General features: G+C 55.2%; 10 protein-coding genes and 3 tRNA genes. 8 read left to right on the forward strand and 5 right to left on the reverse strand.

Annotated features, from left to right (window positions below):
* Positions 1–542 precede the first annotated feature (542 nt).
* The 4 genes from V6942_RS13510 (at position 543) to V6942_RS13525 (ending at position 5,941) form a co-directional block, all read left to right on the forward strand.
* A complete protein-coding gene (locus V6942_RS13510) occupies positions 543–2,057 on the forward strand; it encodes an anion permease (protein WP_187143850.1) in 1,515 nt (504 codons plus the stop codon).
* Between the two features lie 56 nt (positions 2,058–2,113).
* Positions 2,114–3,763, forward strand: a complete 1,650-nt coding sequence (fumA, locus tag V6942_RS13515) for a class I fumarate hydratase FumA (RefSeq protein WP_333501345.1) — start codon at positions 2,114–2,116, stop codon at positions 3,761–3,763.
* 268 nt (positions 3,764–4,031) lie between these two features.
* Positions 4,032–4,934 (forward strand): ROK family protein, encoded by a 903-nt coding sequence (locus V6942_RS13520; protein ID WP_106929995.1) that lies wholly within the window; start codon positions 4,032–4,034, stop codon positions 4,932–4,934.
* Positions 4,935–4,951: 17 nt separating this feature from the next.
* On the forward strand, positions 4,952–5,941 hold the full coding sequence (locus V6942_RS13525; protein ID WP_333501346.1) for a LacI family DNA-binding transcriptional regulator: 990 nt from the start codon (positions 4,952–4,954) through the stop codon (positions 5,939–5,941).
* On the opposite strand, the gene lpxO is transcribed toward V6942_RS13525, so the two are convergent.
* Positions 5,938–6,840, reverse strand: coding sequence for a lipid A hydroxylase LpxO (gene lpxO, locus V6942_RS13530; RefSeq protein ID WP_106929999.1), 903 nt, complete (start codon positions 6,838–6,840; stop codon positions 5,938–5,940). The two genes, V6942_RS13525 and lpxO, sit on opposite strands and share 4 nt — an antisense overlap.
* Before the next feature lie 282 nt (positions 6,841–7,122).
* Positions 7,123–7,212, reverse strand: a tRNA-Ser gene (locus tag V6942_RS13535).
* A gap of 92 nt (positions 7,213–7,304) precedes the next feature.
* On the opposite strand from V6942_RS13535, the gene mtfA reads away from it, so the two are divergent.
* From mtfA to V6942_RS13550, 3 genes are all read left to right on the forward strand, one after another.
* Positions 7,305–8,099, forward strand: a complete 795-nt coding sequence (gene mtfA, locus V6942_RS13540) for a DgsA anti-repressor MtfA (protein ID WP_333501347.1) — start codon at positions 7,305–7,307, stop codon at positions 8,097–8,099.
* A 100-nt stretch (positions 8,100–8,199) separates the two neighbouring features.
* Positions 8,200–8,275: transfer RNA gene (locus tag V6942_RS13545), tRNA-Asn, on the forward strand.
* Between the two features lie 139 nt (positions 8,276–8,414).
* Entirely contained in the window at positions 8,415–9,527 is a 1,113-nt protein-coding gene (locus tag V6942_RS13550; protein ID WP_106930003.1) for a PD-(D/E)XK nuclease family protein, read from the forward strand.
* Between the two features lie 15 nt (positions 9,528–9,542).
* On the opposite strand, the gene cbl is transcribed toward V6942_RS13550, so the two are convergent.
* Both cbl and nac read right to left on the reverse strand, forming a co-directional pair.
* On the reverse strand, positions 9,543–10,493 hold the full coding sequence (gene cbl, locus V6942_RS13555; RefSeq protein WP_333501348.1) for an HTH-type transcriptional regulator Cbl: 951 nt from the start codon (positions 10,491–10,493) through the stop codon (positions 9,543–9,545).
* A gap of 102 nt (positions 10,494–10,595) precedes the next feature.
* Positions 10,596–11,513: a nitrogen assimilation transcriptional regulator NAC gene (gene nac, locus V6942_RS13560; RefSeq protein WP_106930007.1), complete on the reverse strand. Its 918-nt coding sequence runs from the start codon at positions 11,511–11,513 to the stop codon at positions 10,596–10,598.
* Positions 11,514–11,820: 307 nt separating this feature from the next.
* Here nac and V6942_RS13565 point away from each other — a divergent pair.
* Positions 11,821–11,896, forward strand: a tRNA-Asn gene (locus tag V6942_RS13565).
* 50 nt (positions 11,897–11,946) lie between these two features.
* On the opposite strand, the gene V6942_RS13570 is transcribed toward V6942_RS13565, so the two are convergent.
* Positions 11,947–13,281, reverse strand: coding sequence for a PLP-dependent aminotransferase family protein (locus V6942_RS13570; RefSeq protein WP_333501349.1), 1,335 nt, complete (start codon positions 13,279–13,281; stop codon positions 11,947–11,949).
* Positions 13,282–13,319 lie beyond the last annotated feature (38 nt).

Below are 13,319 nucleotides of genomic sequence, written 5' to 3' on the forward strand. Positions count from 1 at the left end.
ATTAATATAGCGATAATTTTAGTTACTAAAGCTATTACGTTAGTTATAAAACTATTTAATCCCACCAATAACACCAATACCCCCATAGTGTTACTAATTAAATTATATTTTATTCACAATTTTTTAATAAATATCAATGAACACATAACTTAAAAACCAGTGGACAAACCAGTAATGAGAAAGAATAAAAACACATAAAATCAATAAGTTAAATTACAAAAACATCGTTAACCCACCTCAAAAATAAACCATTAAATATGTTTTATCCGCTAAATAACCTATAATTCAACAGGGTTATTTTGATTCGCATAAAAATAACACCATGATTGTCTTTTTTTGATCGCGATCAATTGTAATGGCCTTCAAAAGCGCATTATATGAATATAAGAATTTTTCACGTTGGCGCTAAATAAAATAGCGCTAACGATCTATACTCAAAATTGCCTGCAGTACTTTTGAAATCTAAATAAAGTAAAAAAACTAAAAAAAGCAGAGCGGCAGTTTTTGCGAATCGAATTATTAACTACTTATAGAAGCGTAATATGAACGAGAAATCTGCGACATCGCCCTCGCCAACACCGGTGAGTAAACCGAAAGACGGGAAGAAAAACCGTCTCGTGATGATGGCACTGCCAATTATCGTGGCCGTGCTGTTGCTCTTTGTCCCCGTGCCTGATGGTCTGCCGCCTTACGCCTGGCACTATTTCGCTATCTTCGTCGGCGTCATCGTCGGCCTGATCTTCGAACCGCTGCCGGGTGCAGTGATTGGTTTGACCGGCGTGGTCGCCATCGCACTGTGCAGCCAGTGGGTGCTTTTCAGCCCGGACCAGCTGGCCGATCCGAAATTCAAGCTTGCCGGTGCCTCCTTTAAATGGGCGGTCAGCGGTTTCGGGAACTCCACCGTATGGCTGATTTTCGGCGCCTTCATGTTCGCCGCAGGCTATGATAAAACCCGCTTCGGCCGCCGCCTGGCGCTGATTCTGGTCAAATATCTTGGCCGTCGCAGCCTGACGCTTGGTTACGCCATCACCCTGGCAGACCTGCTGCTGGCACCGTTCACGCCGTCCAATACCGCGCGCAGCGGCGGGACCATCTATCCGATTATCGCCAACCTGCCGCCGCTGTACGGTTCAAAACCCAACGATCCCAGCGCACGTAAAATTGGTTCTTATCTGATGTGGGTGGCGATTACCGCAGCCTGTATCACCAGCTCAATGTTTTTGTCCGCTCTGGCACCTAACCTGCTGGCGCTGGCGCTGGTGAAAAGTATCGTCGGCATTAACATTTCCTGGGGCACCTGGTTCATCGCCTTCCTGCCGCTGGGCGTGCTGCTGATCCTCACCATGCCGCTGCTGGCCTACTGGTTCTACCCACCGGAAGTGAAGGTTAACGATGAAGTGCCGCTGTGGGCCTCTCGTGAACTGGAAAAACTGGGCAAACTGTCACGCAATGAAATTCTGCTGCTGGTCTTCGTATGCTGTGCGCTGATGATGTGGATCTTCGCCGCCGCGTGGATTGAGCCGGCCATGGCCGCTCTGCTGATTATCGGCCTGATGCTGTGGACAGGCGTACTGGAGTGGAACGACATTACCGGCAACAAAGCCGCCTGGAACACCTTTGTCTGGTTTGCCACCCTCGTCGCGCTGGCCGACGGTCTCTCCTCTACCGGCTTTATCGGCTGGCTGGGTAAAGAAGGCGGCATGCTGATGAGCGGCATCTCGCCGGGTGTCGCGACCATCGTCCTGCTGCTGGCGTTCTACCTGCTGCATTACCTGTTTGCCAGCACCACCGCGCACACCACCGCGCTGCTGCCTGCGATGCTGACCATCGCCTCCACGATCCCTGGCATGAATATGGAAGTCTTCGTGCTGCTGATGGTGACCTCGCTGGGTATCATGGGGATCATCACCCCGTACGGTACCGGCCCCAGCCCGATTTATTACGGCAGCGGCTACCTGCCAACCAAAGATTACTGGCGCCTCGGCACCATCTTTGGCGGCATCTTCCTGGCGGCCCTGCTGCTTATCGGCTACCCGTGGATGTCTATGATGTTCTGATTCATAACCGTCGGTGGGCAACCTCCGGCGGTTTTATTTTTATGGAGTGAAGAGCTATGTCAAACAAACCTTTTGTCTACCAGGACCCCTTCCCGCTGTCGCACGACGATACCGAATACTACCTGCTGAGCCGTGAACACGTTTCCGTGGCCGAATTTGACGGCCAGGAAGTGCTGAAAGTTGCCCCCGAAGCGCTGACCCTGCTGGCTCAACAGGCGTTCCACGACGCGGCGTTTCTGCTGCGCCCGTCGCACCAGAAACAGGTCGCCGCCATTCTTAACGACCCGGAAGCCAGCGAGAACGATAAATACGTCGCGCTGCAGTTCCTGCGCAACTCCGAAATCGCCGCAAAAGGTATTCTGCCAACCTGTCAGGACACCGGCACCGCGATCATCATGGGCAAAAAAGGCCAGCGCGTCTGGACCGGCGGCGGCGACGAAGCTGCGCTGTCCCAGGGCGTGTACAACACCTATATCTCAGACAACCTGCGCTATTCACAGAATGCCGCGCTGGATATGTATAAAGAAGTCAACACCGGCACCAACCTGCCGGCGCAGATCGACCTCTACAGCGTTGACGGCGACGAGTACAAATTCCTGTGCATCGCCAAAGGCGGCGGCTCAGCCAACAAAACCTATCTGTATCAGGAAACCAAAGCGCTGATCACCCCGGCGAAGCTGAAAAACTACCTCGTCGAGAAAATGCGCACCCTCGGCACGGCAGCCTGCCCGCCCTACCACATTGCGTTTGTCATCGGCGGCACGTCCGCAGAATCCACGCTGAAAACCGTCAAGCTGGCCTCCACCCGCTACTACGACGGTTTACCAACCGAAGGTAACGAGCACGGTCAGGCGTTTCGCGACGTGAAGCTGGAACAAGAGCTGATGGAAGAAGCCCGTAACCTCGGCCTCGGCGCGCAGTTTGGCGGCAAATACTTTGCCCACGACATTCGCGTGATTCGTCTGCCGCGTCACGGCGCGTCCTGCCCAATCGGCATGGGCGTCTCCTGCTCTGCCGACCGTAATATCAAAGCGAAAATCAACCGCGACGGCATCTGGATTGAAAAAATGGAGCACAATCCGGGGCAGTACATCCCGGAAGCGCTGCGCCAGCAAGGTGAAGGCAATCCGGTCAGCATTAACCTCAACCAGCCGATGAGCGACATTTTAGCCCAGCTTTCTGCACATCCTGTGTCTACCCGCCTGTCGCTTAACGGCACCATCATTGTTGCCCGCGATATCGCACACGCGAAGCTTAAAGAACTGCTCGATAACGGCGAAGACCTGCCGCAGTACGTGAAAGACCATCCGATCTACTATGCGGGTCCGGCGAAAACACCGGAAGGCTATGCCTCTGGCTCCCTGGGCCCAACCACCGCGGGCCGTATGGACTCCTATGTCGATCTGCTTCAGTCTCACGGCGCAAGCATGGTGATGCTGGCCAAAGGCAACCGCAGCCAGCAGGTGACCGACGCCTGCCACAAACACGGCGGTTTCTACCTGGGCAGCATCGGCGGCCCGGCAGCGGTACTGGCGCAAACCAGCATTAAGAGTCTGGAATGCGTGGCCTATCCTGAGCTGGGCATGGAAGCTATCTGGAAAATTGAAGTCGAAAACTTCCCGGCCTTTATCCTGGTGGATGATAAAGGCAACGACTTCTTCCAGCAGATTCAGAATAAACAGTGCGCAGGTTGCGCTCAGCGATAAGCAACACAGCCTCGATTAAGGGGCTGTCGTGTTCTGCTCAACAATCACAGCCCGCCGACGACACATCATGTACGTCGGCGGGCTGTTTCGAATACAAAGCTAGCCATAAGCCACTCAGCACGCATTACCCTCCTCTAGCCTCGATAATGCCTCCGTTCGGGAATATTTCCCCCTCAGGGTGAAAAATGCGATCTCATCACTTTTGTATAGTAAACAAAATATCTACACTGTGCCCCATATTCATTTCAACCGATGACGGGGAATCAACATGAGACTAGGGCTGGATATTGGCGGTACAAAAATTGAGGCGGTGATACTGGACGAGCACGGCGAAGCCATATACCGCCAGCGTTACGCGACGCCAAAGCAGCATTACGAGGAATTCTTACAGGCGGTAATAACCGCCGTTCACGATGCGCAGGCCAACGCACGGCAACCGCTTACCGTCGGGCTGGGAATACCTGGCGCAGCAGGCCGCGATGGGCTTATCAAAAACTCAAATATTCTGGTGCTCAACCAGCAGCCGTTTGTGCAGCACCTGACGCAGCGTCTTGAGATGCCGGTCGCCGTCACCAATGACGCCAACTGCTTTACCCTCTCTGAAGCAATCGACGGCGCGGGCAAAGGCTATGGCGTGGTCTTCGGCGTGATCTTAGGCACCGGCTGCGGCGGCGGGCTGTGCGTTGACGGCCGCCTTATTAGCGGGCCAAACGCCTGCGCGGGCGAATGGGGGCACAACGTCCTGCCACACTACCAGCCGCAAAAAGACGGTGCCAGCGACGTTTGCTACTGCGGGCAAACCAACTGTATCGAGAGTTTCATTTCCGGTAGCGGCCTGCAGCGACAGTATTTTCAGAAATTTAGTAAACATGATAAAGTGCCGGATATTATTTCTCAGATGAATGCTGGAAATACGGCGATTGGTCAGCTGTGGGATCGCTATCAGGATCAGGTGGCGCGCTCGCTGGCGGGGATCGTGAACACGCTTGACCCGGATGCCATTGTCCTTGGCGGTGGAGTGTCCAATATTCCGCAGCTGTATACGGGCTTGCAGGAACGCATTGCGCAATACGTATTTGGCAAACAGTGCTGTACCCCTGTCGTTCAGGCGCGCCACGGCGACAGCAGCGGCGTACGCGGTGCAGCCTGGCTCGGAGCGCAGCCGCACTAAATAACGTTGGGAGACAGATGGCTAAAGCAGTCAGAATTCGCGATATCGCCGCCGCGTGCGGCGTTTCCCCCGGGGCGGTGTCCCGGGCGTTGAAAGGTCAGCCAGGCCTGCGGGAAGAGACCCGGCAGCGGATCATCGCCGCTGCCGAGCAGCACGGGTATGATTTCTCGCGTTTACGCAGCGACAAAATCAAACGTGTGCTGTTTTTACTGCACCGTCAGCACAACATCAGCCGCGCTCTGCCGTTCTACTCGCCGCTGTTTCTGAGCCTTGAAGCGCAATGCCGCGAACAGGACATTGCCCTCAGCTTCCTCGCCACCGGCCCCGGCGACCCGCTGGCCGAGCAGGTTCTGCGCCATCAGCCCGACGCGATGATCTGCGCCGGTTTTTTTGAGCCTGAGCTGCTGGCGATGCTGGAACAGCTGAAACTGCCGCTGGTATTGGTCGATCTGTGGTCTCCAGGCCTCCCCTGCATCAATCCGGACAATGTACAGGGCGGCTATCTCGCTACTCGTCATCTGTTGGCTCAAGGGCGTCAGCGCATTGCATTCCTTGCCAGCACGCTCGCCCACTACAGCATTCGCCAGCGCGAGCAAGGCTATCTCCAGGCGCTGTACGAAGCCCGTCGTCTCATGCCGCCGGAGTACGAAGCCATCGCCCTTCCGCAGCTTGATACCGAGCAGGCACTGGTATGCGCCATAAACGGACTGTTCGATCTTGCCGAGCCGCCGGATGCCATTTTCGCCTACAACGATGCCACTGCGCTGCTGGTCCTTCGGGTTTGCGCCGAACGCGGTCTGCGGGTGCCGGAAGACGTCGCGCTGGTGGGGTTTGATGATATTGAACCTGCCGCCTGGTCGCAGCCGCCGCTCACCACGGTGGCCGTCGACAAGCAGCAGCTCGGCCGCGAAGCGCTTAACGTGCTGCTGGCCGAGCGCAAGGAGGCAAGCGTGCTGCTGCCGGTGTCGCTGATGATACGCGCCAGTTCAGGCGCGCGAAATGCTTAAAGCGCGCGCCAGATAAGTAACGCAATGCCGCCGAACAGCAGCCATTTCACGATATAGTAGACCGTTTTATTCCATTTTTTCAGCCGTTTACCAACAATTCGGATCTGGTAAATATAGCGAAAACTGCGGTTAATACCGCCTATACGGTCGCCGGTGTCATTCGGCGCGGCGGCCGCGCTCATCAGGTTGCGCCCCAGCCAGTGGTTCACCTTCTGCGCCCACCCGTAGCGCATCGGCCGCTCGATATCGCAAAACAGGATCAGGCGATTCTCACCACTGGTATTTTCCGCATAGTGAATATAGGTTTCATCAAACAGCACACCCTCTCCATCTCGCCAGCTGTAACGTTCCCCATCAACCTCAATAAAGCAGCGATCATCGTTAGGCGTTAACAGCCCAAGATGGAAACGCAACGATCCGGCATACGGGTCACGGTGGCGCGGCAGCCGGCTGCCATCAGGTAGCGTGGCGAACATCGCCGCCTTCACGGAAGGAATACCGCGCAGCAGTTCGGTCGTTTTCGGGCACAGGGCGCTGGCCGAGGGATGCGCCTCTTCATACCACTTCAGGTAAAAACGCTTCCAGCCGGTTTTAAAAAACGAATTAAAGCCCGCGTCATTGTATTTTTCCGCCGCTTTAATCTGCTCAAGATTTTGCAGGTGCAGCCCTTCATCACGAATGACCTGCCAGTGCTGTTTCAGCACCGCGAGCTCGGGAAAGGCATCGGGGCGCAGATACGGCTGGTTAGGCACACGGGAAAAAAGATACATAAAACCGTTCAACGGCGCGGTGAACGTGGAGTGATCGGAAAGCTGACGCCAGAAACGAAAACGAACCTTCCCTCTGAGATGCACGTACAGTACAGAAACTATAATTATCAGCAGAATGACGTACTTCATGTTGCCTCACCCGACCATTGGTTGTTTTTTACACATTTCGTATGATGGCCTCTGTATCACGGAAAGCAGCGGCTAAAAAATCTTAGCAAAGAAACACCGCGCTGCACGCGATGCCAGCATAATCGACGAGCGGGTTAAACGCATCTTGAGGCAAAGGGATGACGCGACGATTGGCAGGATTCAGAGTAGATTGATAGTGAAAAAAGGGGTAAGCATCCAGACCCACTCTATGCCAAGTGTGATGCTGGTCGTTGAAACAGAATGGTGTAAGTGCTTGAATAGTGGCGGAGAGAGGGGGATTTGAACCCCCGGTAGAGTTGCCCCTACTCTAGTTTTCGAGACTAGTCCGTTCAGCCGCTCCGGCATCTCTCCGTTTTGTGGTTGCCATCATGCCAGGTATTTTGGCATTTTAACAGACCCAGTCTCTTCAATTGCGTTCAAGTGACGAGTTTACGAGCAAAACGATGATTAAATGGCCCTGGAAAGCGAGTGACACAGCCGAAAAAGCAGACATGCCGTGGGCGCAGGCCCTGGCGATTCCTCTGTTAGCCAATCTGTCCGTCGACGAACAGGTGAAGCTGGTTCAGCTTGCCGATCGCTTTTTACAGCAAAAGCGGATGGTCTTTTTACAGGGCCTCAGCGTAGAGCCCGTTACCGAAGCGCGCATCGCGCTGCTGTTCTGTCTGCCCGTTATGGAGCTTGGGCTGGAGTGGCTCGACGGCTTCCATGAAATTCTTATCTACCCTGCCCCATTCGTGGTTGACGACGAATGGGAAGACGATATTGGCCTGGTCCATAGTCAAAGGGTGGTGCAATCTGGCCAGAGCTGGCAGCAGGGGCCAATTGTGCTCAACTGGCTTGATATTCAGGACTCATTTGACGCTTCCGGCTTTAACCTGATCGTTCACGAAGTGGCGCATAAGCTCGATACCCGCAACGGCGATCGCGCCAGCGGCGTGCCGTTTATACCACTGCGCGAAGTGGCCGGCTGGGAGCACGACCTGCACGCCGCGATGAACAACATCCAGGATGAGATCGATCTGGTCGGGGAAAACGCGGCCAGCATCGATGCCTACGCCGCCACCGACCCGGCGGAATGCTTCGCGGTGCTGTCTGAATACTTTTTCAGCGCCCCTGAACTTTTCGCCCCACGCTTTCCGGCGCTATGGCAGCGTTTCTGCACGTTCTACCGTCAGGACCCCCTGCAGCGGTTGCGCGATAACGGCCAGCAGGATGAAAATCAGCCCGTAGTACACTAAAACGACAGTCTGCGCTAAATTCAGCCAATTGAATCAGCGAGTTAAATTTAGTGTTGACACAATTATCCGTGCCCAGTACTATGCGCCTCGTTCACACGATTCCTCTGTAGTTCAGTCGGTAGAACGGCGGACTGTTAATCCGTATGTCACTGGTTCGAGTCCAGTCAGAGGAGCCAAATTTAAAAAAGCCTGCTTTCGAGCAGGCTTTTTGCTTTTCATCTTTCTGCATCAATATTTATCTTTCCGCACTTTCCCCACACGCGTAACATCACATTCTGGCTTACCAGAAAATCTGTCCAATCAGGATGTTATTGCATGGATATTTTAACCGATGCTTTCTTTCAACAGCTCGATGCGCTCAAGCCCGAAGAGGCCAAAGAGCACAATTTTTTCAGCATCGGCGGCGCGGGTTATTTCGAGAACCCCACTTCCAGCCTGCTGGCACTGTTTATGGGAATGCATGAAGATATTCCGCCCTGGCTTCTCAAGGCGCTGATGGTCTGCCTGAAGGTGGAGGCGGATATTGACCAGCTGGACGTCACCTCACTGACGGTAAGCCGTGAAGCGCGCACAACCGAAGGTAATTTTCTTGATATCGTGGTCTATCATCAGGATTTTATTATCGGTATCGAGCACAAAACTATCTCCGCGATTAATAACCCCTTCTGTAGCTACGAGCGTCATCTGCAGAATCTGGCAGACAATAGCCAGACAATCTATCGCTGTATCCTTGCCCCAGACGCCCTACCCTGTAAGCCGGTTGAGCGCTGGCCTCTGCTGCGCTATTCGCAACTGCTGTCATCCGCCAGAAACCGGCTCGGTCATGAACTTGCCGGGCTTCCCTTGAGTAAATGGCACATTTTCTACACTGAGTTTCTCAACCACCTTCATACCCTCAGCGGGGCCGATAGCACCATGACGATGAACCATGAAAATCAGACCTTCGTAGACGAGCATTTCGTCCAACTTCTGAGAGCCAAAAACCTGCTCAATGACTTCGAGTCGGCGATGGTAGAAGAGGCAAAGAATACGCTGTTGACGCTGCTGCCAGACACGCACATCGCGCACAGCATTAACAATTGGCGCTATGACTATAAAGCGATTCACCTCTACCCTGAATGCTGGGGCTCAACCTATCTTTCGCTGGTCTATTACCCTGATAAACGTACGGGCCGTATTCGCTACTATCTCAATGGCAGAATCAACGTGCGTGACCACGCCGATTTGCCTTGCGTACATCAATGGCTGATCGACAATGCCCTTCAGCCCGCTTTTCTCCCCTCGGCAAATAAAGCGGACCGGGAGATCAAGCTCAACGGTAAAGAACTGCTTATCTCATTTGGCACGCCGGACGGCACGCTGGACTCTGCAAAGCGCCTGATGGCAGAAATAGTCGACTTTATCAGCACGACGCTCAAGCAGAAATAACGCGTCGCCGTGGCGCTAAATCTGGTAATCCAGCACCGTTTCTTCCAGCTCCATGGCCTGGCGCTTAATCTCTTCCAGCGATAGCCCGGCGTTGCACAGCTCAATAAACCGCCAGACATAATTGCGCTGCAGCTGCCCGCGTTTGAGCCCCAGCCAGACCGTATTGGCATCGAAGAGATGGTGCGTATCCAGCCTCACGAGGTTGGCCGATTCCTGCCTATCGCCCGATTGCTCGGCCACAAGACCGATCCCCAGCCCCAGCTCGACGTATGTTTTAATGACGTCAGAGTCCTGCGCGCTCAGCACGATATCGGGAGCCAGACCTTTACGATTAAACGCCTCATCAATACGCGAACGCCCGGTGATACCCTGCCGGTAGGTAATCAGCGGCCAGCGGGCGATGGCCTCAAGCGTCAGCGGCGTGGTCTGCGCCAGCGGATGATCGGTCGGAACCAGCAGGCTGTGATGCCAGCGGAACCACGGGAAGGCCACCAGCGTGGCGTCGTTGCTGAGCCGCTCGCTGGCGATGCCGATATCGGCACCGCCGCTGTGCAGCAGCGCATCGATCTCCTGCGGCGTGCCCTGAATAAGCTCCAGGCGCACGTCGGGGAAAATTTCGCGGAAGGCTTTAATGACCGGCGGCAGACTATAACGTGCCTGGGTATGGGTGGTGGCGATGGTCAACACGCCGGAAGCATCATTGGTAAAGAGATCGGCCAGACGGCGCACGTTGCTGGCCTCATTCAGAATACGTTCAGCAATCACCAGCAGGGCTTTGCCTGGTTCGGTCATGCCTAATAAACGCTTGCCGCGACGAATGAAGATTTCAATGCCTAACTCTTCTTCAAGCTCGCGAATATGACGGCTTACGCCAGACTGCGATGTATAAAGCATATTGGCAACTTCGGTCAGGTTGTAATCCTGCCGTGCCGCTTCGCGAATAATTTTAAGTTGCTGGAAGTTCACGCGTCACCCCGATTCAGTCAGATATGACGCTATTGTTAAAGTCTGTTGAACCGACAAACAAATAATAAAAACCAGCAACATATACCTGAATGGAATATAAGCTTAGCTAACGAGCTGCAATTCACGGTTATCCAGCATCGGACGACTCACCAGCGACATCAGAATTTCCTTCACCGCCTGCGCCTGCGGAGACAGCTGCCCACGAGCCGATACGTTCAGCGACAGAGGCAGGCTCATCGACGGCGTGGTGATCCGCGCCATCCAGCCATTTGCCGCGCTGCACAGTGAACGCGCCGCTGACTCCGGCAGCACGGTAACGCCCATACCGCTGGCAATCGCCGCAGTCAGCGTTGAAATCGACTCAATCTCACCAATGATTTTCGCCGTCAGTCGGCGCAGGGAAAATGCTTCATCGACGCGAGCGCGCACGGCGCTATAGTCGCGGGGTAAAAACAGATTCATTTCCGCAACGGCGGTCAGGTCTACGCTCTGCCCCGGACAGTCGCGCGTACCGACCAGATAAAGATCCTCTTTGAGCAGCGGCTGGCTCACGATCCCGGCCAGCGGTGCCCGATCGTACAGCACCGCCATATCGAGCTGGCTATTGAGCAGCTTGTCGTTTAGCACGGTGCCGCTATTTTCATGCAGATACACCAGCACCTCCGGCAGTTCGTTACGCACCGCCTGCAGCAACGGCATGGTGATTGACGAAGCCGCCGTGCCCGGCGCAAGGCCGATAGACACGGTGCCGCTCAGAGTCTGCCCGACATTATTCACCGCCAGCTGCGCCTGCTCACACTGGCGCAGAATGGTACGGGCATGGGTATACAGCACCTTCCCGGCCTCCGTCGGCGTTACGCCGCGCTTGGTACGAATCAACAGCTGCTGATCGAGTTCACCCTCCAGGGTCGCGACCTGCTGGCTCAGCGCAGGCTGCGCGATATGCAACACTTCAGCCGCCTGGGTCAGGCTGCCGATATCGACGATTTTCACGAAGTATTTCAGTCGTCTTAAGTTCATTTTTGCCTCCGGTACGAGATCCACTGCCACGCTGGCGTTAAGTAATCGGAGGAGTTGCAAGATGCTTGCCAGTTTTTAAAAACGTGTTAAACCCAGTGAAACCTATTGCTGAAGCCCTTTTTTCGCCCAGTCAGAAGATTGCCGTATGCCCCATAAGGGGTAAATCTGCACTTTCACGGTGCAAAGCGCGGCGAAAATAAGCAATTGGCGCACAATTGCTGAAATTGTCAGCAAACGAACAGATTTACGCTTTTCCCCCTTTGACAAGCCGGTAGGACATCGATAATATGCGCCCCGTTCACACGATTCCTCTGTAGTTCAGTCGGTAGAACGGCGGACTGTTAATCCGTATGTCACTGGTTCGAGTCCAGTCAGAGGAGCCAAATTTAAAAAGCCTGCTTTCGAGCAGGCTTTTTGCTTTTCGACTTTCCCTTCACCGACTCTGTTCATATTCAATGGTTTCACGCACCGCGATCATCGCGGCACGCAGCTGCGCTATCGATACCGAGCCTAACGCCACGCGAATTGCCTGCGGGATAGCCGTTGAAACGCAAAACGGTTCGGCGGTTGAAACTGAAATTTGCTTGTCCATCAGCATCCTGGCCACCCGGTCCGCCCGCCCCTCTTCTGCCAGTGGGATCCAGATATACCAGGAATTCGGGTGACTCACCGACGGTAACGCCCCCAGGCACTCGCGAGCAATACGCTGGCGCAGTCGCGCATCCCGCCGCTTCTGCGTTGCCAGGCGCGCAACGGTACCGTTCTCGATCCACCGACAGATCAGCGCCGTTATGAGCGAAGGCGTGTTCCATACGGTGGCACGAATGGCGCGTTCCAGCCCCTGCCGATAGCCGGCGGGGCATACCACTACCCCAACCCGCAGCCCGGTCGCAACATCTTTTGAAAAGCCGCTGACGTAGACCGTGCGTTCCGGCGCATAACAGGCCAGCGGTCGCGGCGGTTGGGACACCAGATAGGCGTAGGCAGCATCTTCAATGATCAGCAAATCGTGCGCGCGGGCAATAGACGCCAGACGCTGCCGCTGGCGAGCGCTCAGCACCCACCCTAACGGATTGTGCAACGTCGGCATCGCATAAATAGCGCGAATATGACGACGCTGGCACAGGCTGGCCAGTGCGTCAAAATCAGGCCCCTCGTCCAGCGTCGGGATAGCGAGCAACTCAAGCTGGTACAGCGCGGCCAACGCCTTGACGCCGGGATAGGTCAACGCGTCTACCGCCACCACGTCGCCAGGGCGCAACAGCCCCATCACCGCCACGGCCAGCCCGTGCTGAGCGCCGTTGACGATCAGCACATTTTCCGGCTGCGTTGCCAGACCGCTGACGCGTAAATGCCGGGCGATAATCTCCCGCTCTGCCGCTCTACCCGCATGCGGCTGGTAGCGCAGATGTGATTCAATATCCCCCTCGGCGGCAAGCTGCCGTAGCCCTTCACGCAGCTGCTCGCCCTGGCCGGGGAGCGATGGATAGTTAAAGTTAAGATCGAGCACGTCGGCCGCGATCGCCTGCTGATCGATGCCGTGCCCAGCCGCCAACGCAATCTCACGCACAAAGGTACCGCGCCCGGTCTCACCGCTGACCAGCCCCATCCCCTCCAGCTCGGCATAAACCCGGGTTGCCGTCGCCAGCGAAATACGGTGTTCAGCGGCCAGCCGCCGATGCGTGGGGAGTCGGGTTCCCGCCGTCAGTTGACCGCTGCGGATCGCTCGCGCGTAATCGTCAACAAGGGTTTTATAGCGCGCCTTCATGCAATGTATCCATGACAATAATTTGATTGTATCAGATA

The sequence above is a fragment of the Kluyvera genomosp. 2 genome, from assembly GCF_036759865.1.
GTDB lineage: Bacteria > Pseudomonadota > Gammaproteobacteria > Enterobacterales > Enterobacteriaceae > Kluyvera > Kluyvera ascorbata_B.